The sequence below is a fragment of the Hamadaea sp. NPDC051192 genome (assembly GCF_040682475.1).
GTDB classification, from domain to species: domain Bacteria; phylum Actinomycetota; class Actinomycetes; order Mycobacteriales; family Micromonosporaceae; genus Hamadaea; species Hamadaea flava.
Window position 1 is genome coordinate 94,632 of record NZ_JBFBAZ010000013.1, and the last position, 18,230, is coordinate 112,861.

At 70.8% G+C, this 18,230-nt stretch carries 18 protein-coding genes; 15 read left to right on the forward strand and 3 right to left on the reverse strand.

What is annotated here, in order from left to right; translation table 11 throughout:
* The first annotated feature begins 6 nt into the window (after nucleotides 1-6).
* From AB0M47_RS08540 to AB0M47_RS08555, 4 genes are all read left to right on the forward strand, one after another.
* Complete coding sequence (locus AB0M47_RS08540; protein ID WP_363410533.1) at nucleotides 7-768, forward strand: GntR family transcriptional regulator; 762 nt, start codon at nucleotides 7-9, stop codon at nucleotides 766-768.
* A 49-nt stretch (nucleotides 769-817) separates the two neighbouring features.
* Nucleotides 818-1,462, forward strand: coding sequence for a GNAT family N-acetyltransferase (locus AB0M47_RS08545; RefSeq protein ID WP_363410536.1), 645 nt, complete (start codon nucleotides 818-820; stop codon nucleotides 1,460-1,462).
* Nucleotides 1,463-1,505: 43 nt separating this feature from the next.
* Nucleotides 1,506-2,117 (forward strand): hypothetical protein, encoded by a 612-nt coding sequence (locus AB0M47_RS08550; RefSeq protein ID WP_363410539.1) that lies wholly within the window; start codon nucleotides 1,506-1,508, stop codon nucleotides 2,115-2,117.
* Nucleotides 2,118-2,190: 73 nt separating this feature from the next.
* Nucleotides 2,191-3,300: a hypothetical protein gene (locus AB0M47_RS08555; RefSeq protein WP_363410542.1), complete on the forward strand. Its 1,110-nt coding sequence runs from the start codon at nucleotides 2,191-2,193 to the stop codon at nucleotides 3,298-3,300.
* A gap of 16 nt (nucleotides 3,301-3,316) precedes the next feature.
* On the opposite strand, the gene AB0M47_RS08560 is transcribed toward AB0M47_RS08555, so the two are convergent.
* Complete coding sequence (locus tag AB0M47_RS08560; protein WP_363410545.1) at nucleotides 3,317-3,919, reverse strand: putative glycolipid-binding domain-containing protein; 603 nt, start codon at nucleotides 3,917-3,919, stop codon at nucleotides 3,317-3,319.
* 81 nt (nucleotides 3,920-4,000) lie between these two features.
* Here AB0M47_RS08560 and AB0M47_RS08565 point away from each other — a divergent pair, with 81 nt between their 5' ends.
* Together AB0M47_RS08565 and AB0M47_RS08570 are read left to right on the forward strand one after the other, a co-directional pair.
* Nucleotides 4,001-4,453 (forward strand): hypothetical protein, encoded by a 453-nt coding sequence (locus AB0M47_RS08565; RefSeq protein ID WP_253751387.1) that lies wholly within the window; start codon nucleotides 4,001-4,003, stop codon nucleotides 4,451-4,453.
* An 11-nt stretch (nucleotides 4,454-4,464) separates the two neighbouring features.
* Nucleotides 4,465-5,352: an aminoglycoside phosphotransferase family protein gene (locus tag AB0M47_RS08570; RefSeq protein WP_363410589.1), complete on the forward strand. Its 888-nt coding sequence runs from the start codon at nucleotides 4,465-4,467 to the stop codon at nucleotides 5,350-5,352.
* Here AB0M47_RS08570 and AB0M47_RS08575 read toward each other — a convergent pair.
* Complete coding sequence (locus AB0M47_RS08575) at nucleotides 5,339-6,184, reverse strand: LLM class flavin-dependent oxidoreductase (protein WP_363410548.1); 846 nt, start codon at nucleotides 6,182-6,184, stop codon at nucleotides 5,339-5,341. The genes AB0M47_RS08570 and AB0M47_RS08575 overlap by 14 nt on opposite strands.
* 71 nt (nucleotides 6,185-6,255) lie before the next feature.
* Here AB0M47_RS08575 and AB0M47_RS08580 point away from each other — a divergent pair, with 71 nt between their 5' ends.
* The 9 genes from AB0M47_RS08580 to AB0M47_RS08620 all read left to right on the forward strand — a co-directional run bounded on the left by AB0M47_RS08580 (nucleotide 6,256) and on the right by AB0M47_RS08620 (nucleotide 17,182).
* Nucleotides 6,256-7,101 (forward strand): hypothetical protein, encoded by an 846-nt coding sequence (locus AB0M47_RS08580; RefSeq protein WP_363410551.1) that lies wholly within the window; start codon nucleotides 6,256-6,258, stop codon nucleotides 7,099-7,101.
* A gap of 105 nt (nucleotides 7,102-7,206) precedes the next feature.
* A complete protein-coding gene (locus tag AB0M47_RS08585; protein WP_363410554.1) occupies nucleotides 7,207-9,360 on the forward strand; it encodes a DUF4132 domain-containing protein in 2,154 nt (717 codons plus the stop codon).
* A 108-nt stretch (nucleotides 9,361-9,468) separates the two neighbouring features.
* Nucleotides 9,469-10,698, forward strand: coding sequence for a glycoside hydrolase family 6 protein (locus AB0M47_RS08590; RefSeq protein WP_363410557.1), 1,230 nt, complete (start codon nucleotides 9,469-9,471; stop codon nucleotides 10,696-10,698).
* Between the two features lie 65 nt (nucleotides 10,699-10,763).
* On the forward strand, nucleotides 10,764-11,834 hold the full coding sequence (locus AB0M47_RS08595) for a M20 family metallopeptidase (protein WP_363410560.1): 1,071 nt from the start codon (nucleotides 10,764-10,766) through the stop codon (nucleotides 11,832-11,834).
* A gap of 58 nt (nucleotides 11,835-11,892) precedes the next feature.
* Nucleotides 11,893-12,435, forward strand: coding sequence for a hypothetical protein (locus AB0M47_RS08600; RefSeq protein ID WP_363410563.1), 543 nt, complete (start codon nucleotides 11,893-11,895; stop codon nucleotides 12,433-12,435).
* Nucleotides 12,436-12,638: 203 nt separating this feature from the next.
* On the forward strand, nucleotides 12,639-13,835 hold the full coding sequence (locus AB0M47_RS08605) for an NAD(P)/FAD-dependent oxidoreductase (protein ID WP_363410566.1): 1,197 nt from the start codon (nucleotides 12,639-12,641) through the stop codon (nucleotides 13,833-13,835).
* On the forward strand, nucleotides 13,832-15,787 hold the full coding sequence (locus tag AB0M47_RS08610; protein WP_363410568.1) for a thioesterase domain-containing protein: 1,956 nt from the start codon (nucleotides 13,832-13,834) through the stop codon (nucleotides 15,785-15,787). The genes AB0M47_RS08605 and AB0M47_RS08610 overlap by 4 nt, the downstream gene beginning before the upstream one ends.
* A 182-nt stretch (nucleotides 15,788-15,969) precedes the next feature.
* Nucleotides 15,970-16,290: a hypothetical protein gene (locus tag AB0M47_RS08615; protein WP_363410571.1), complete on the forward strand. Its 321-nt coding sequence runs from the start codon at nucleotides 15,970-15,972 to the stop codon at nucleotides 16,288-16,290.
* A gap of 37 nt (nucleotides 16,291-16,327) precedes the next feature.
* A complete protein-coding gene (locus tag AB0M47_RS08620; protein ID WP_363410574.1) occupies nucleotides 16,328-17,182 on the forward strand; it encodes an oxygenase MpaB family protein in 855 nt (284 codons plus the stop codon).
* 43 nt (nucleotides 17,183-17,225) lie between these two features.
* Here AB0M47_RS08620 and AB0M47_RS08625 read toward each other — a convergent pair.
* The coding region (locus AB0M47_RS08625; protein WP_363410577.1) for a hypothetical protein at nucleotides 17,226-18,230 on the reverse strand (1,005 nt) is incomplete at its 5' end.

The following is an 18,230-nucleotide window of genomic DNA, read 5'->3' on the forward strand; positions in this document are numbered from 1 at the left end:
AGCGCCATGGCCCGCAGCCCGCACAACACGTTCCCGGAGATTCCGCTCCCCGACGCGTTCGACACCGACCGCGCCAAGGGCGAGCAACTGCGGGAGATCCTCGAGGCGATGGTCCGCGAGCAGCCGCCCGGCACGCTGCTGCCGTCGGAGCGGTCGATCGCCGAACGCTTCCAGGTCGCGCGGATGACCGCTCGCCAGGCGATCACCGACCTGGTCACCCGGGGGCTGGTGCGCCGCGTCAACGGCGCGGGCACCTACGTGGCCGAGCCGCGCCTCACGCACGGCACGACCACCGGCTCGTTCAGCCACGACATGCGGCTGCGCGGTCTGGAGCCGGGTGCGCGGGTCGTTTCCTTAGGCGTACGCCCGGCGACCGAATTGGTGGCGCAACGTCTGCAACTGGCCGAGGGCGACCCGATCGTCGCCCTGCATCGGGTGCGTACGGCTGACGGGGTGCCCATCGCGGTCGAGAACACGCACCTGTCCGCGAATCGGTTCCCCGGCCTGGCTGAGCTGCTCGCCGACGACCAGTCCCTGTACGTCGTCCTTCAGGAGCACTGGGGCGTGCAGGTGGCGACCGCCGCCCATCGAGTGTCGGTCATCGCCCTCGACGACACCGACGCCGAACTGCTCGAGGTGCCGATCGGGCTGCCGTCGTTCGTCATCGACCGGGTGGCCTACGACGCCTCGGGCTCGGCGATCGAGTGGGGCCGCTCACGCTACCGGGGTGACCGGTATGACGTGGAGTTCGACGTCCACCCCAGCTAGGTTTACCGGGCCGGCAGCACGTCGGCGCGCGTACTCGGGGGTGGGCTGGATGCTGGACATCGCACGGCTTTGGGCCGAAGGGTGGGCCGTCTCGCGGGGTACGCCCAGGCCGGTGGACGAGCCCTGGGGCTTGCGGATCGAGGTCGGTCAGCCGACCCAGCTGGTCCGGCACGTGCTGCTCGGCGGCGACACCGAGGCCGACGCCGCGGTCGTTCGCCGGCTCATCGGCACGATCACCGAGCCCACCACCTGTATCAAGGGGTTCCTTTCGCCTAGCGAGATGGAGCCGTGGTTCCCCGCCGGTTGGGAGCCGCTCGATCCGTGCTTCCTGATGGCCGTCGACCTGCGCCCGTCGCGCGTGCAGGCGCCCGAGGGGTACGCCGTCACCGCCGAGACCGCCGGCGGGCTCACCCACGTGCGAGTCCATAGCGCCACCGGCGACCTCGCCGCGGCCGGCCAGCTCGGAGTGACCGGCACCGCCGGAGTCTTCGACCAGATCGTCACCGAACCGGCGCACCAGCGTCGTGGCCTCGGGACGGTGGTGATGGGCACGCTCACCAGCGCGGCCGTCGAGAATGGAGCGGCTACCGGCATTCTCGGCGCGACGGTCCAGGGCCGGGCGCTCTATGCGGCGCTCGGCTGGAAGGTCCTCGCGCCGTTGACCGGATTCGTCTACAAGCCCGTCGCCTCCTGACGAAGCCCCCGCCGGGCGGATCCGATGCTCTAGGGTCCTGATCATGGCTATGGACCCCGAGGAGTACTACGCCCACGTGATCGCCGCCGCCGACGCGGAGGGGCGGCTGCCGTTGGCACGCATGACCGGCTGGGACATCAGCCCGTTCGAGCAGGAGGGTCTGCGGGTCTCGCCGCTGCGCCCGCCGGTGATGCCTGAGCCGCCGCGCCACGGCGAGGACCCCGCCGACTGCAGATCTTGCGGCCAACGCGATGAGGGCATCTGGTTCACCGACACGTGGCGGCTCACCCGGACTCAGCGCGCGGGCGTACCGCTTGTCTTGATGCTGCGCCCGCGTGACCACTATGACCTGGCCGACCTGCCGGACGAACTGGCCGCCGAGCTGGGCGTGCTCACCAAGCATCTCGTCGGCCACATCCAGGCGCTGCCGGGCGTTGCCCGCGCGCATGTGTACCGCATCGGCGACGGGTCCGCGCACCTGCACACGTGGTTCTTCGCCCGGCCGGAGGGACAGCCGCAGATGTTGGGATCGTGGCTGGTGGTCTGGGACGACCTGATGCCGGAATATCCGGCGGAGCCGGCCGAGGCCGACGCGGCGACGGTGGCCGACGCGCTCATCGAGTCCTACGGCGGCAGCCGTACGCCCACCGCCTGACCGGACGGCGACGAGTCGATAATCGGAATTTCGGGCGTTGCCGAAAATAGATTCATGATGTCTAATGTCCGCCATGAAGCGACGATGGATCGCAGCATTGCTGCTCGTGGCGGGGCTGCTCGTGCCGGCCGGCCCGGCCCGGGCAGCGACCGCCCTCCCCGCGGGCAAGGCGAATTGGGTCGTGGCCGTGGCCGGGCTCGACCAGGCGAGCGTCAACAACTACCGCGACTGGGTACGCCTCGGGTACTACGCGTTCACCACCGACGGCCTCGTGGTCCACAATTACTGGACCTGGAACCTGCTCGACCAACCCGTCCGCGTCGACTCCGTGTACGCCGACTGCGCCGGTGACGTGCCGGACTGTTACGTCAAGACGGTCGACGGATTCGCCGGCGACCCGACCGGCGGCTTCCAGGGCGCCTATTCCTACACATCGGACGGACGCCTGAAGATCACCTGGACCAAGGACGCGGCCGGGAACGCGCGCAGCCCGCTGACGGAGTACTGGAACCTCACCAGCCTCGGCACGGTCGCCCGGATGAACAGCGCGACCTTCTACACCGACCCGCCGCAGATCCCCGCGTCCGGCGTGTTCAGCGACTACTCGGCGACCTTCGGCATCGGCTACGGCAGCAACGCCGGCCTCGGCCGGGAGACCCGGGCCACGATGACGCAGCTCGTCACCGACGCACGCTACAACGCCCGCAAGTACACCGGCACCTTCGTCGTCGAGAACGGCGGCACGGTGAGCCGGCAGAGCACCGGGGGCACCTGGTGGTTCGGCTCGGGCAACCAGACGCCCGGCGACGCGAACTACGGCAACCCGTGGCAGGTCTGCGCCAACGCGCAGTGCATCGGCTGGAACCAGCACAACTCCAGCTGCAACTGCGGCGCCACGTTCCCCACCAAGAACCGCGTCCGCTACATCGCCGAGATCGGCGGCGGTCGGCGCAACACCGAGTGGTACTGGTGCCAATGCCTGGCCCAGGGCCAGCCCTGCTACAAGGCCAACTCGCATCCCCGGCCGCTGCTGCAGGTCGTCGACGACGATGGCGTCTTCCAGGGCTGGGTCGGCGTCGAGGCGTTCACCCACGTCAGCACGTCGACGCTGCTTCCGGACGGCCAGTACGCGAGCGCCTACTTCGGGCTGTTCGACATGGTGCCCGACCAGCTGCTTCCCTAGATCTACCGGGTGAGGTCTACCGCTCGGCGAGGCCGGGATACGTCACGACGTACCCGCCCTCGTCGAGCGTCAGGTCCGCGCTGAAGGTGCCGGAGGCGTACCGGATCCGGCCGTCGCCGAGCACCGTGTAGGTCTGCTCGGACGGCACCACGGCCAGGCTCGGCAACAACACCCAGGCCGCTGTGATCGTGCTGCTCGTCCCGGCGGGCCGGCCGAGGAGGTTCAGCCGCCGGATCGGCAGGGTGTTGGTCAGCGGCGATGCGTACAGATCGACGTCCAGCGCGTCGGCCAGCCGCTCCGGCTCCTCGGTCCCCGCCAGCGGGGCGGTCGGCAGGACGGCGTTGAGGTTCCCGCGCTCGGAGGTCGTGATCCGCCAGCGGCCACTCGCGCTTTCCATCTTGAGGGTACGCAGAAAGCCCGGGCCTTCGACGGTCACGTCGAGACGGCTGCTGGCCCACCGGCTGTCGGCCGACAGCTCATAGCGGCAGGCGTACGCCACTGGAGCGGCCGTGAACGCGTAGCCGTGCGCGGTGAGCCCGTCGCGATCGTCGTAACCGGCGTACTCGCCGCCCGTCGTGTCGGTACGCCGCCAGACCAGCGCGCGGGGAAGCAACGTCATGCCCCATAACGTACCGGCCGGGGCGTACGCCATGACGACTTTCCGACTTCGCCGGGCTGCCCGTCATGCGACCCTTTCCCGATGCACGAGGCCTTCGCTTCCACTGTCGCCCAACTGCTGCCGGTCTTCGCCCTCGCGGCGCTGGTGGAGCTGATCGCGTTCAGCCGGCAGTTCGGGCGCGGCCTCGGCGAGCTGCGGGCCTGGTCGGACCTCCCGCCGCGGCTGATCGACCTGGGCGCCATCGTGCTCGGCGTGCTGATCATCGGCTGGCTGGAGTTCGACCTGGTCCGGGCCGAGATGATGTGCCTCGACGCGCTCGTCGGCCGGCCCGTGCCGCTCGGCGCGGCCAACGAGGTCCGGGCCACCGTCGTCGAGGCGCTGGTCTATCTGATCGCGTTCCCCGTCGTCGGCGTCGTGCTGCAACTGCTGCTGCGGATCTCGCTGCGGGCCATGTCGCTGACCCGGACGGCGCCATCGACGCTGGACAGTGACCCGGTCGCGCTCGGTCTCCTGGCGGAGGACCACGTAGCCTGATCGGCGTGCCGATGCATGACGACCAGCTCGAAGTCACTCCGGAGATCGTCCGCTCCCTCGTCGGCGACCAGTTCCCGCAATGGCGAACCTTGCCGGTCAAACCGGTCGAATCCTCGGAGGGCACGGTCAACGCGATCTTCCGGATCGGCGAGGACCTGGCCGCTCGGTTTCCCCTCGTGCCCGGCGACCCCGCCGAGATCGGGCGCGACCTGCGAGCCGAAGCCGACGCGTCGGCCGAACTCGCCGGGCGTACGCGTTTCCGCACCCCGGAGCCGGTAGCGCTGGGCGAGCCGGGCGCGGGCTATCCGCTGCCGTGGTCGGTGCAGACGTGGCTGCCGGGCACGGTGGCGACGGTCGAGGACCCGGGGGAGTCGACCGGCTTCGCCGAGGACCTCGCCGAGTTCATCGCAGGGGTGCGGTCGATCGACACCCGGGGGCGTACCTTCAGTGGCAGCGGGCGTGGCGGCGACCTGAAGAAGTCGGACGGCTGGCTCGACTTCTGTTTCGACCGCAGCGTACGCATCCTCGACGTGCCCCGGCTGCGAGCGATGTGGGCGGAGTTCCGGGAGCTGCCCCGGACCGCCCCCGACGCCATGACGCACGGCGACCTCATCCCCGGCAACGTGCTGGTCGACGACGGCCGCCTCGCCGGCGTGCTCGACGTCGGCGGCCTCGGCCCGGCCGACCCGGCGCTGGACCTCGTCAGCGCCTGGCACCTGCTGGAAGCCGGTCCTCGCAAGGTGCTCCGGGAGCGCCTCGGCGAGGACGACCTGGCCTGGGAACGCGGCCGAGCCTGGGCGTTCGCGCAGGCCATGGGCTTGCCGTGGTACTACGCCGACACCAATCCGCCGATGGCCCGCCTCGGCCTGCGTACGCTCGACCGCCTCACCCGGCCGTGAGCCCGCGCTGCTTCAGCTCGGCCATCGCCTCGTCCAGCACCGCCTCGCTCCCGGTGAACCAGCTGCTCTCCCGGGGCCAATGGGTCAGCACGTCGGTGAAACCGAGCCGTTCCGCGCGTTCCACGGCGTCCACGAAGTACTCCGCACTCGACAGCGAGTAGGTGGCCGACCGCGGATCGAGAATGAGGAACCGGGTGGTGCTGACCGGGTTGCGCGCGCTGAGCCGCTCGACCGACGCCCACCATTCCTCGACGTCCTCGGTCACGTCGCCGCCGGCTACCCAGGCGTCGCCGTACTTCTGGGCGAGCTTGATCCCCCGTGGACCCTCGGCGGCGATGACCAGCGGCAGCTCGCTGACCTCACACCGGGCGTCCACCGCCCGGTAGTACGCCCCGTCGAACGTCACTCGGCCTTCGCGTAGGAGCCGATGCAGCAGCTCCACGAACTCGGCGAACCGTTCGAACCGCTGCCGCCGGTCGACGTGCGGCTGCCCGAGGACGTCGTTGTCGAATCCGGCGAGGCCGCCCGCGCCGACGCCGATCATCGCCCGGCCGCCGCTGATGTCGTGCAGCGTGCTGATCTCCCGCGCGAAGTGCACCGGATGGCGGAAGTTCGGCGAGGCCACCATCGTGCCGAGCCTGATGCGCTCGGTCACACCCGCCGCCGCGGTCAGGGTGGCGATCGCGTCGTACCACGGCCCGTCGACGAGGTCCCGCCAGCCCAGATGGTCGTAGGTCCAAGCGTGGTGGAAGCCGGCCGCCTCCGCCTTCTCCCACAGCCGCCGGGCCTGCGCCCAGGGCCGGTCCGGCAGGATCACCACTCCGACTCTCATGCCGGTAGCCTCTCATGATCCGCTCAGGCCCGGGGCACACCGGCGACGATGAATGTGACTATCGTGAGGCCGTGCCGGACACCATGACTCTGGGCTCGATCCGAGCGCCGTCGGGTGCCGTCGTGCTCGGCTGCGGCGGCCACCTCGACGAGTGGGCCGACTTCGGCGAGCCGTTGTCGTCCCGCGCCCGCCGGGCGGCCGGAACGGGCGGAGCCCACCTCAAGGACGGGCTCGCCGAAGCGATCGCCGTGCCCGTCGGGACCGGACCGTTGACGGTCACGGCGACGACCCGCCCCGGCGCGTACGCCCCGGCCGAAGCGATCGCCGTCCTCGAGGTCGCCCTCGGCCTGCCCTGGTCGGCGGTGTCCGAGCAGCCGGACCCGGTGGTGCTCGGCGAGCTGCCCGTCGACACGGGCGGCATGATCATCGGCGACCCCATCGCCCTCGACTCCTGGGTCGGCACCGTGTCGCCGTCCGCCACCGTCGACGGCCTGGCGGACGTCCTCGTCCGGGGCGACGGTTCGGAACAGGCCCAGGCCGAGTTCGGCGCACAACCGATCCCGGCGTTCCGCGCCGGCGGGCCGCACGGGTGGCTGGACCTGCCGGTGGACGCGGCGTACGAGCAGGCGGCGACGGTCAACCGATGGGCGGTCGCCCACGACCACTACAAGTACCTGGCGAAGGTGGAGCTGCACACGCACCACCACCTCGGCCAGCGGGCGGGCTGGCCGCACGCCCTCGGCGCGGGGACGATCGAGGTCGCCGGGTGCCCGGTGCTCGCCGTGCACTGGGATCCGGCCGAGCTGCGACGGTTCGACGGCGGCCAGAGCCATCCGGTGTCGCTGGAGAACGTCGCCGGCGCCGCGGTCCTCCGCTGGACCCTCCCACCCGCCTCGTCCACCCCGGCCGCTAGTTGACCTTGCGCGCTACCGTTCGATGATCGGAGTGCGGTCGACAGGACGGATGCGTACCGGTGTCGCGGGTCGAGGCGCGTGACGCGGTGCCTGATCGGTGGGTGGCTCGTGGTTGACGTACCGGACATGTTCGCCGGCGAGGTTCGTGACCAGCGAGACGCTCTGTGGCGGCTGACGGACCAGGCGGCTGGTTTGACGAAGGCCGGCGACCTGGCGGGTCTGCGGGCGCTCGCCAAGGAAATCCAGGGCGCGATCGAGTCCGGCAACAGCATCGACCGCACCGGTGGGCATCTGGACTCCAACATCGACGACATCCGCGCCGCGCTGAACGACGTCTATGACGCCGCGTTTCCCGTGCGGAACGCAGACGACGCGCGAGATGTCCTGGACGCGCCATGGCCGACCGCCCGGCGTACGGTCGCGCTGGCCGCCATCGTGGACCGCGTCGGCTGGCCGACCCCGCCGCTCGAGCCCCTCGCCGACCGGGCGATCGCCGCCGGCGACGTTCACCTGCTTCGGCTCCTGGTGCTCACTCCCTTGGGCCGCGCACGCCGCGAGACCGTGGCCCGGGTGCTGGACGCCCTGCACGCGGCGGGCGAGCTGGACGTCGAGGTCATCGAGCAGGCGTTCGCCGACGACGAGTACCTGGGCTACGCCATCGTGGGCCGCTCACCGTCCGACAGCGCCGCGAGGTTGACGCCTGCCGCGTGCGCACCGGTCGTCCTCGACTACTTCGAGGAACTCGCCTGGCGGCTGACCACGCCGCCCGAACCCGAGTGGGGCCGGCTGCCCGAGGTTCTGGTGCCGAGGGGTCTGCGGTTCGTGCTCCGGGCCGTGGAGCGGCCGGCCGATCGCCGGATGGCCGAGCGCTTCGGCCCCGCCGAACTGACCGACGACGAGCGGACGGCGCTGGTGGAGCACCTGCGCGACCGGCCGGACGAACAGCGGCGGTACGCCTTCGGCCTCCGGCTGCCGGCGGGCGACGCCGGGGTGCTGCTGCCGCTGCTGGGGTTGCCCGGCGCGGAACCGTTGCTGCGGCTGGTCCAGGCGACCTCCACGACGGAGGCGGTGCGGCAGGATCGGGCCGCCATCCTCGCCGCCGTGGGGCGGGCCGGCGTCGACGGTGCGCGTCAGCTGCTGGCGCTCTGCCCGAGTGAGCTCATTTCGGCGGCGCTGGGCTGGAACCGGACGGCTGTCCACAAGCGAGTCAAGAGCAACGCGTTGGCGGGCATCGCCGCATTGGGCCTCCTGCCGCTGGCCGACGGGGAGACGGTGCTCGATCGGTATCTGGCGGTGCGGGAGGTGGCGAAGCGGGGTCCGAAGCTGGGGCCGAACCGCAGGCACAGCCATGCCGCCGCGGTCGCGGTCGCCCTGGATCATCTGGCTCAGGTGGCGGCTTTCCCGGATGCCGGGCGCTTGGAGTGGGACTGTGAGGCCCGTATCGCCGCGGAGGCGCCCGGCGACTGGATCATCGGCGAGTACGCCGTCGCGGTGCGGCTGTCCGGTACTGAACCGATCATCTCGGTCAGCAAGGCGGGCGAGCAGCTGAAGTCGGTGCCGGCCGGCGTACGCAAGGACGCGCGATACGCCGAGGTCCGCGAACACCAGGAACGGCTCCGCGACCAGGCCCGCCGGATGCGTACCGGGATGATCGAGCGGCTCGTCGCCACCGGTGGCACCCTCGCCCCCGATGAGTTCGCCCGCCTGCGGAGTCTGTCGGCCGGCGCGGCGATGCTCCCGGCCTTGATCTGGCAGGACCACGCCGGCCGGATCGGCCTGCTCGACGAGGTCGACCTCGACGGCCCGCTCACCGCGGCGCATCCGTTCCTGCTGCACGAGCGTGGCCTGCTCGACCACTGGCAAGCGAGGCTCGGACAGCTCCAGATCCAGCAACCGGTGAAGCAGGCCTTCCGGGAGCTGTACCTGGTGACTCCGGCCGAGGGCGACGCCGTCGACGTTTCGCGACGCTTCGCCGGACGCACGGTCGACGGCAAGGTGGCGGGTCAGCTGCTGTCCGAGCGCGGGTGGTCCACCCATGGCCGATATGACGAGCACCAGGCGTCCCGCTCGGCCGGCCCCGGGATCTCCGCCGCGCTGACCTGCGACCTGCCCGGCTACTTCGGCGGTGGCGACGTGGTGGTCGGCGAGGTGCGCTTCCTGAGCGCCGGCTCGGCGGTCCCGCTGGCCGAGGTGCCGCCGGTCGCGTTCTCCGAGGTCATGCGCGACCTGGACCTCGTCGTGTCGGTGGCGGGGCAGGCCTAGCCGCCGGCCGGCGCGTTCCTTCAGCCGATCGAGGTGTTGACATCCCCGCGTACGGCGGACACCGTTGGGAGCGTTCCCACTGTCTCCGTCCCCTCAGGAGGAACATCGGTGAAGCGCATCTTCACAGCAACGGCGGCGCTGTTCGCCACGGTCCTGGCCGGCGCCACCCCGGCGTACGCGCACGGCCAGGACGGCACGAGGTTCTACACGCCGCGCCCCGACCCAGCGGCCGTCCAGCAGATCGCCTCGCTCTACGCGCACGGGCAATGGAGTGTGGCGACGAAGCTGCTCACGATGGTCAGCACCCCGCAGGCGGTGTGGTACACCGGCGGCACGGGTCAGGATGTCACCAAGTCGGTGAAGACCGAGGTCACCCGGGCGGCCGTGCAGCGCAAGGTGCCGGTCCTGGTGGCGTACGACATTCCCTTCCGGGATTGCGCGCAGTATTCCGCGGGCGGGGCGACGAGCGTGGCCGAGTACGAGGCCTGGATCGACGCGTTCGCCGCGGGCATCGGCCGTCACGAGGTGGTGGTGGCGCTGGAGCCGGACAGCCTCGGCATCATCCCCTGGTACACCTCGATCAACGGCGCGTCGGAGTGGTGCAAGCCGGCTGAGGCCGACCCGGCGACCGCCGCGGCCGAGCGGTTCGCGATGCTGAACTACGCGGTGGCGAAGCTCAAAGCGCTGCCGAACACCAGCGTCTACCTCGACGGTACGCACAGCGGCTGGCTCGGTTCGGGCGACGCCGCCGATCGGCTCGTCAAGGCGGGTGTGCAGCAGGCCGACGGGTTCTTCCTCAACCTGTCGAACTATCAGACGACCGAGCGCCAGCTGAAGTACGGCAGCTGGATCAGCAAGTGCGTCTACTTCGGCACGCAGGGCCCGGACTGGGCGCGCGGGCATTTCGACTGGTGCGCGAGCCAGTACTACCCGGCGAATCCGGCCGATTTCAGCACGTGGGGCCTGACCGACGCGTGGTACGACCAGAATGTCGGCGCGGTGTCGCCGGACGTCCTGCCGCACTTCGTGATCGACACGAGCCGCAACGGGCAGGGCCCGTGGACGCCGCCGGCCGGCAACGGGTGGCCGGACGCGCAGGACTGGTGCAACCCGCCCGGTCGTGGGCTGGGCCTGAAGCCGACGTCCAGCACCGGTGATCCGCTGGTCGACGCGTACCTGTGGATCAAGACGCCCGGTCAGTCCGACGGGCAGTGCGACCGTGGCACGGGCACCGGCGTCGACCCGGCACGGGGCGGGATCGCCGATCCGGCGGCCGGGGCATGGTTCCCGCAGCAGGCGATCGAACTGGTGCAGTACGCCGATCCGCCGCTGCGGTGAACGCTCATGATCAGGGTCGTTTCCGCGTCGCTTGACGGCACGGAGATGACCCTGATCATGGAGCAATGCTGGATCACATCCGAACCCTCGTCGAAACCGAGTCCCCCTCCGCCGACGAAGCCGCGCTGCACCGGAGCGCCGACGTCGTCGCCGCCCTCGGCACGCAGGTGCTCGGCACGCCGCCCCAGCGCGACGGCATCCACTTGACCTGGCGGTTCGGCGGGCCGACGCGCGTACTCGTGCTCTGTCATCACGACACCGTGTGGCCCATCGGCTCACTGCGTACGCATCCGTTCGAGGTGGTGGACGGCATCCTGCGCGGCCCCGGCTGCTTCGACATGAAGACGGGCCTGGTCATGGCGCTGCACGCGATCGCCGAACTGCCCGACCGGACCGGCGTGACGCTGCTGGTCACCGGCGACGAGGAGATCGGCTCGCCCGGGTCGCGGGCGCTCATCGAGGCCGCCGCGACCGGGGCGAAGGCGGCGTTCGTGTTGGAGGCGTCCGGCCCCGGCGGCGCGCTGAAGACCGAGCGCAAGGGCTCCGCGGGCTACTCGCTGCGCGTACACGGCAAGGCGGCGCACTCGGGGCTCGAACCCGAACGCGGCCACAACGCGGGCGTCGAGCTGGCGCACCAGGTGCTGGCCATCGCGACGCTCGGCGACGCGGCGCTGGGCACGACCGTCACGCCCACCGTGCTGTCCGCGGGCACCACCCGCAACACGGTGCCCGCGCTGGCCGAGGTCGCGATCGACGTGCGAGCGGCCACGCCGGGCGAACTGTCGCGCGTCGAACTCGCGCTCCGGGCGCTCCAGCCGGTCGATCCAGCGATACGCCTAGAGCTGTCGACCCAGTCTCACCGGCCCCCGATGACCTCCGAATCCTCCGCGGCCCTGTTCGCCCGGGCGAGCAAGCTGGCCGCAGGGCTGGGCCTCGCGCCGTTGACGAAGACGGCCGTCGGCGGCGGATCGGACGGCAACCTCACCGCCGGGATGGGCGTACCGACGCTGGACGGGCTCGGCGCGGTCGGCGGGGGAGCGCACGCCGACGACGAACACGTTGTGGTGGCGGAGATCCCGGGCCGGACCGCGTTGCTGGCCGCGTTGATCGCCGACGCGATAGCAGAGGGTGAATGACCGCTGACGAGGCGTACAAAACAGGACGCGAACGGCGAACGCCTTTAAGATGCCGCGCATGCGACACCTCTGGACCCTGATCGCCGCCCTCGTCATCGCCCCGCTGTCCTGGTTCCTGCTCGCCATCGGCCAGTCCACCTCGCTGCGTGTTCTCGACGACGAGAACACCGCCACCCCGAGCGGCGCCGACATCCTGCGCCCGCTCGTCTTCCTGCTCGTCGCCGGCCTGCTGCTGGGGCTCATCGCGACACTGCGCATGTCGCCGCTGGGCGCGGTGCTGACCGGCGTCCTGTACGCGGGCAGCTACATCCTGCTGATGATCGCCCCGCACGGTGTGGTGAAGGCGTTGTCGAAGGACATCTCGTTCGGCGGGCTCCACGCGGACCTCAGCATGCCGTTGCGTACCGGCACGTCCGCACTGGTCGGCGGGATGCTGTTGCTGGCGCTGCTGAGCGTCAGCAGGTGGCGTCGCTGGCCCGAGCCGGATCTGGCCACCGAGTCGTGGTCGGAGTCGTCGACGACGCGTCGGCCGTCACCGGCCACGCTGGCTGGCTGGACGTCGTTCCTGCGCGACGATTCGCGGCCGATGTCGAGGAATTGATGACGGCAACCTGACCGTCCGGCCTACCGGGCAACCCGCCTTTCCGGCATTCTGCGTACGCAGCGCTCCTGGCGGGTGACAGTTGTCGGGAGTCTGACGGTCCACGTCGTTACTTAGTAGTCCATAGGGCGAATAGCATCCCCGGTTATCGTGCGGGTCCCCGATCGAGAGGTGGCCCGAAATCGTTGTGGGGGTGCGGGTTCGTGACCAGGGTAGCCATCATCGGCGCGGGGCCCTACGGACTGTCCATCGCGGCGCATCTGCGGTCGCTCGGCGTGCCACACCGCATCTTCGGCACGCCGATCGACACGTGGCTGCGTCATATGCCCGCCGGCATGTCGTTGAAGTCCGACGGGTTCGCGTCGAGCCTCAGCTCGCCGGAGCCGGGCAGCCGGCTGTCGGCGTACTGCGCGGAGAACGGGATCGCGTACGACGACACTGCGATCCCGGTCGAGCTGGACGTGTTCACGTCGTACGCGGTGGACTTCCAGAAGCGGTTCGTGCCGCAGGTCGAGGACCGTCAGGTCATCGCGTTGGACAAGGGAGCGGAGGGGTTCACGCTCAAGCTGGACGACGGGGAGACGCTCACGGCCGAACTGGTCGTGGCAGCCGTCGGCATCACGCATTTCGCGCGGATGCCGCAGGAGCTGGCCGGCCTGCCGGCGAACCTCGTGTCGCACGCCTCCGCGCATCACGACCTGTCGGGTTTCGCCGGCCGGGACGTCACCGTGATCGGGGCGGGCTCGTCCGCCGTGGACATCGCCGCGCTGCTGGCCGAGGCGGGCGCGAACACCTCGCTGGTGGCCCGGCGTGACCGCGTCAAGTTCGCCTCCGCGCAGCCGCATGGCGGTCGCAGCCTCTACCAGCGGCTGCGGCATCCGTCCACCGGCATCGGCCCGGGGCTGCGGTCGTGGATCTTCCAGAAGCGGCCGAACCTGTTCCGCTTCCTGCCCAGCGGTCTGCGAGTGAAGATCATCCGCCGGCACCTCGGCCCGTCGTCGGCGTGGTGGATGAAGCCGCGCTTCGACGCCACGGTGTCCACCACGCTCAGCGCCGTCATCGAGCAGGCCACCGTGGACGGCAGCAAGGCCAGGCTGGTGCTGCGTACGCCGGACGGCAAGGTCGAGCACGTCACCGACCACATCATCGCGGCGACCGGCTACTGGCCCGACGTCCAGCGGCTGGAGTTCTTCAGCGACAGCCTGCGCACGGCGATCCGTACGCACGAGCGGATGCCGGTGCTGTCCGGCGGCTTCGAAAGCTCCGTGCGCGGGCTGTACTTCGTGGGACCGCCCGCCGCGAACAGCTTCGGGCCGCTCATGCGATTCATGGTCGGCGCCGAATACGTGGCGCCCCGGGTGGCGCGGGTCCTGGCCCGTAGAGCTGCGGCGACCAGATGACCACGACGCTCGCCGCCGACGCGGCGGCCGCCGAGGGCGTACGCCTTCAGCTGCTGAAGGCGGGCGACGACGCGGAGATCCTGTTCCTGATGCCGGGAGTGGAAGGCGATCTCGCCGAGCTGCTCCCGGCGGTTCAGGCGATGACCGGTCCGCAGCAGGTGTACGCGATGATGCCGGTGCTGCCCGACGCGATCGGCCTGCCCGCGGCGGCGACCCAGGTCGTGACGGCGATCCGGGGGCTGCAACCGGCCGGGCCGTACCGCGTCGGCGGCTACTCGTTCGGCGCGCTCCTCGCCCTCGAAGTCGCCCAGCAGCTCCGGGCGGCCGGTCAGGACGTCGGCTCGCTGTTCCTCATCGAGGGCGTCTACGACGAACGCTTCTGGCCGCGCAAGATGTGGGTACGCGCGCTGCTGCGCCGCACCGGCTGGCAGCTCGCCCGCATCGTGCGGATGCGGCCGCTCGCGGCGCTGGCCGAGGTCCGGCTGCGCGGCGTACGCCTGATCCGGCGACTCGTGCGCCGGAATGCGAAGACGGCGGATTCGGTGCGGGACGTGGCGAGCGCCGAGACGCACTCGGCTCGCTATGCGTACCAGTCGATGGCGGCCTATCGCCCGCGGACCTATCCCGGGACGCTGACCCTGATCGCGACCTCGCGGGACCGGCACTTCGGCTGTGACGTGGCCCGGCTGTGGGCGGGCCTGGCCGAGCGCGTCGTCGTGCAGCGGGTCGACGGCGACCATCTGGAGGTCGTGCGGGAACCCGCGGCGGCGGCCGCGGTGGCGGCGGCGATCGACCACGGCCTGGCGATGGCCCGGCCCGGCTGGCCCGGAGTACGCCCCCGGCCCGGGTTCGAGCGGCCGATGATCCTGACCACGATGCGCTGGTTCGCCGCGGCCCGGCTGGCCCACGCGCTGATCGAGGCGGGCTTCGAGGTGTCGGCGTGCCGGCCGCGCGGGCATGTGCTGGAGCTTGTCGACGGGCTGATCGCCGACTGCCGGCTCAACCGGCTGTGGCGGCGCCGGTCCCTGGTGGCCGCGATCCGCCAGGCGCAGCCGGACATCATCCTGCCCGACGACGAGCGGGCGTTGGCGTTGCTGCGACGGTTGCACGAGTCGGTCAAGACGACCGATCCGGAGCTGGCCGCGCTCGTCGGGCGGTCGCTCGGCGACACCGCACAGTGGACGTCGGTGACCTCGCGGTCGGGGCTGGCGGCGACCGCGACATCGCTGGGCGTGACCGCGCCGGAGACGGCTGTGGTGGACGATCGGCGGCAGCTCGCCGACTGGCCCCTGCCGTACGCGCTGAAGACCGACGGCAGCTGGGGCGGTCGCGGCGTGGCCTTCGTCCGCCAACCCGCTGACGCGGCGACGGCCTGGCGGTCGGTGGCGTATCCGCCGAGCCTGCCGCGTGCGCTCAAGCGGCTGGTGGTCAACTTCGAAGCCGCTCCGTTCTCGGCGTGGGCTCGGCGAGCCCGCCCGGTGGTGAACGTGCAAGGGTTCGTCGAGGGCCGCGAAGGCATCGTGACGGCGGCCTGCTTCGAAGGCGAGGCGACCGCGGTGGTCTGCCTCGAGGTCGTGGCGGCGACCGAGGCCCGTGGACCGGCGGCAGTCGTCCGCGTCATCGACCATCCGCAGCTGGCCTCGGCGGCTCGCGTCCTGGTGGAACGGTTCGGGCTCACCGGGTTCTGCGGCTTCGACTTCATGATCACCGAGTCGGGGGAGGCGTACCTGCTGGAGGTCAACGCCCGCGTCACGCCGACCTGCCACCTGCTGGTCGAGGGGGCCGCACCCGCCGGGCGTACGCTCGCGCTGTTCCCGGCCTCGGCGCCGGACGCGGAGTTCGTCGACGTGCCGTGCCGGGTGCCCGCGCTCGTCCAGCGGGGACAGACGTTGGTCGCGCGCAAGCAGCGGCGGTCGGCCCGGCTCGCCCGGCGCCTGCGCATCGCCCGCTGACTTTGTCGGCTGCCTTTTCCGCGCTGGATCAGGGTTCCGGGTCGAATCATGAGGCAAGATTCGACCCGGAACCGTGATCAGGTGGGCATCAGATCTCGCCGGATGTGGAAAGCGTTTTCCTGGTCGAGCACCGTATCGATGTATTTCGAATTTGTCAACGGTGGATCGCCTACCCTCGAAGCATGGGGCGTCGATGGGATCTGCTCGCGGCGATCGCTGCGGTGACCGCAGCCGTCATGCTGACCGTGTACGTCGTCATCATGCGGGACCAGGGCGACACGCCACTGTGGTGGGTGCTCGCCACGCTGGGGCTCTCGGTGGTTCTGTGCGGGTTCGCCGTCGACCGGCGCCGCGCGCACCGGCGAGGGCTGCTCGGCTTCGCCGGGGCTGTGCTGGTGGTCCTCGGCGTGCTCAGCCTGCTGTCGATCGGCTGCCCGATCCTCATCGCGGGGGTGACCGCGCTCATCGCCGCCGCCACCGCCAACGGCCGCCCGGCAGCGTAGTGGCGGCCTCCGACCGGGATCGGCGTACGCTCGGATGATGGCGGGGGATCTAGGCCTGTTCGGGCCCGAGTCGATCACGTGGCGGGTGCACGCCGACCCGATCCTGCTGATCTCCGCGCCCCGGGCGCTGCTGTTACAGGCGTTGCACCCGCGGGCGATCGCCGGGGTCATGCAGAACTCGGACTTCAAGCGCGATCCCTGGGGCCGCCTCCAGCGCACGATCACCTATGTCGCCACGGTGGTCTACGGGACGACGGCCCAAGCCGAAGCGGCCGGCCGGCACGTGCGGGCCATCCATGCCGCCATGACCGCCGTCGACCCGGCGACCGGCGAGCGATTCCGCGCCGACGAACCCGAACTCCTGCGGTGGGTGCACGTCACCGAGGTCGACTCGTTCGTCACCACCGCACAGCGGGCCGGCCTCGGGCTCACCGCCGACGAGGTCGACCGCTACTACACCGAGCAGCGTCGCGCGGCGGCACTCGTCGGGCTGGATCCCGAGTCGGTGCCCGGCACGGCGGCCGAGGTCGCCGAGTACTACGCCGCGACGCGACCCCAGCTGGCCACGACCCCGGGTGCGATGGAGGTGCTGCGCTTCCTCGTGTCGCCGCCGATGCCGTACGGGCTCGGCCTGACGCCCGTGCGGTTCGCCTGGTGGAGCTTCAGCGCGCTCGGCGTCAGTCTGCTGCCCCGCTGGGCACGCCGGCTCTACCTGTTGCCGGGGCTGCCGACCACCGACCTGTCCGCGACCGCGTCGGCGTACGCCCTCCGGCACGCGATGCGGGCGTTGCCTCGCCGCGTCTTCGAAGGACCGCTCTATCGCAGCGCGATGGCCCGCGCGGAGCGAGCCGTCGCACCAGGGGGCGCCACCCCAGCGGGGGGAGCCGGGTGACCGGTGGGGCCGCGTGCGCCCGATACGACCCCACCGGAACACATCACGCGATGTTGGCCTGCGGACCCGCGTACGTGCGCAGCAGCGACGGCACGTTCGCCGCCGAGTCGAGCGTGTACGAGTAGAAGCTCGACGGCGTGAACGCCGAGCCGTTGGTCTGCGCCTTGCCGGTGCAGTTCACCAGGATGCTGCCGGACTGCTTGAGCTGCGCGGCGGAGGTGTCGTTGTAGTACGGGTTCGCCACGTTCTCGAAGTAGCTGTTCTCCAGCACCATCTTCGTCGAGCCCCGGGACAGGTTCCCGTACGACGTGATGTTCTGCATGTAGTTGTTGTAGAGGTGGGCGTACGCGACGTTGTCGGTGCTGGGGTTGCGCTGGTTGGTGTCGTGGATCCAGTTGTGGTGGATCGTCATCCGCGCCGTCACGTTGTCGGTCCAGCCGATGCCGAACGCCTTGTTCGTGTTGCTCAGGACGTTCCACGAGACCGTCAGGTACGTGGTGTCCAGGCGGCTGTCGATGAGCCCGTCGTTGGTGTCGTGGATGCGGTTGTGGTCGATCCAGATGTGGTCGGCGGTGTCCATCTGGATGCCGTCGTAGTCGAAGTCCTTGTCGTCGGGGTCGTCCGAGGCCATCTTCGTGTCGCCGATGGTGAGGTTCCGGATGATGACGTTCTTCGTGCCCGGGTTGAGGTGCAGGCCGCCGTTCTTGATCTGCCCGGTCGCGCCGACGCCGATGATCGTCTTGTTCGACGCGATCGGGATCTCGTAGCCGTACGGGGTGACCGTGATGGTGCCGCTGATCCGGATCACGTACGCCGCACTCGCGGCGGCGTACTTCACGAGGTCGGCCTGGGTGGTGACGGTGACCGTCGTGCCGCCCGCGCCGCCGGTGGTGCCCGCGGCGAATCCGTCGGCCGTGTTCGACCACGTACGCCCACCGGACGTCGGCGACGCCGTGGCCCCGGTGACGTAGTTGAACGACCACTGCATGCGGGCGATGTCGGAGCAGGGTTCCTGGATGATCGGGTTGCCGCCGGCGGTGGAGCCGTC